The organism is bacterium, from assembly GCA_040757115.1.
Lineage (GTDB): Bacteria > UBA9089 > CG2-30-40-21 > CG2-30-40-21 > SBAY01 > JBFLXS01.
Genome location: JBFLYA010000451.1, coordinates 1 through 1,087, shown reverse-complemented (window position 1 = coordinate 1,087; position 1,087 = coordinate 1). Strand labels below are relative to the sequence as shown.

Sequence of the window (1,087 nt, the reverse complement as noted above, 5' to 3'; positions counted from 1 at the left end):
GAAATTTCGTAACACAAATGCGTTTGGGGGTGGGTCAATTTTCATTGCCAAATTTGATGGATTATTGGAGCCCCCTGGGTCAATTTTCAATTGCCAAAAATGGCTCAGTTTTCAATTGCCATTGACATAAGTCCGTAAAATATACACCCCATCCAATTCATTCTCTAATCTTATCCCTTCTTCTTTCCTGAAATATTCAAAACTTTTATTCTTCTCATCTAATTTATACTTATACAAACCATAACCATGTCGAAAAGATAAAATATCTTCAACCCTCTTAACTATCTTCTTTAAAGAAGGTCTTTTCTGTTTGTCTACCTCTCCCTTTAATTCCTCCAATTCCTTCTCTATCTCAGCCATATCCTCTTGACGCTCTTCTCTTTGCTCCTTTGCTATCTCTGGATGACGACAAATAATATCAATTCTATAAAGTTTTTGCATCTTTTTGCCGATATATAGTTCTAAGGAGGTGAACTATATGGGATGGCAAAGAGTGCGAAGTGATGTTTCAGTTGAAGAATTAGCCAAGATAGCAAAAAAAATGAGAGATGGACGAGTTCGAATAAAGATTCAAGCAATAGTTTTGCTTGCTCAGGGGAAACCACAGAGATATGTTGCTGAAGCATTAGGAGTGAGTGTTAGATCTATCCCTGATTGGATAGAAAGATACAATAGGGAGGGTATTAATGGATTACAGGATAAACCTCGCAGTGGTGCGCCAATGAAGCTAAAGGATATAGAAGGTTTTAGAGAAAGGATCATCCGTGGACCTATCCCAGATAAAGATGGAGTAATTACCTGGAGTGGTCAACAAATAGGTGTGATTTTAAAGGAAGAATTTAATAGTTTCTATTCTCTTTCAGGGATATACAACCTTCTACATTATTTAAAGTTAAGTAGTTTAAAACCTCGTCCTCGTCATCCTGAGGCAGAGGATGAAGAACAAGAGCTCTTTTAAAAAAAAATTGTAACCGTTCAGGCTATATATCAAAAGTGTAAGAAAGGGGATAAGGAGATAAGAGTGATATGGAGATAAGATAATAGAAATAGATTGAAATTTATAGAAATAGGTAGAAATTGATTGTGG

General features: G+C 35.9%; 3 protein-coding genes. 1 reads left to right on the top strand and 2 read right to left on the bottom strand.

All coding sequences use genetic code 11. From position 1 onward, the window contains the following. Nucleotides 1–111 precede the first annotated feature (111 nt). A complete protein-coding gene (locus AB1422_19585) occupies nt 112–441 on the bottom strand; it encodes a hypothetical protein (GenBank protein MEW6621504.1) in 330 nt (109 codons plus the stop codon). Nucleotides 442–478: 37 nt separating this feature from the next. On the opposite strand from AB1422_19585, the gene AB1422_19580 reads away from it, so the two are divergent. Beyond that, complete coding sequence (locus tag AB1422_19580) at nt 479–958, top strand: helix-turn-helix domain-containing protein (protein MEW6621503.1); 480 nt, start codon at nt 479–481, stop codon at nt 956–958. On the opposite strand, the gene AB1422_19575 is transcribed toward AB1422_19580, so the two are convergent. Then, the coding region (locus AB1422_19575; GenBank protein MEW6621502.1) for a hypothetical protein at nt 902–1,087 on the bottom strand (186 nt) is incomplete at its 5' end. The genes AB1422_19580 and AB1422_19575 overlap by 57 nt on opposite strands.

Coding starts and splice junctions, on each gene's coding strand:
- AB1422_19580 (MEW6621503.1), top strand. CDS start 479: ATGGGATGGCAAAGAGTGCGAAGTGATGTTTCAGTTGAAGAATTAGCC.
- AB1422_19585 (MEW6621504.1), bottom strand. CDS start 441: ATGCAAAAACTTTATAGAATTGATATTATTTGTCGTCATCCAGAGATA.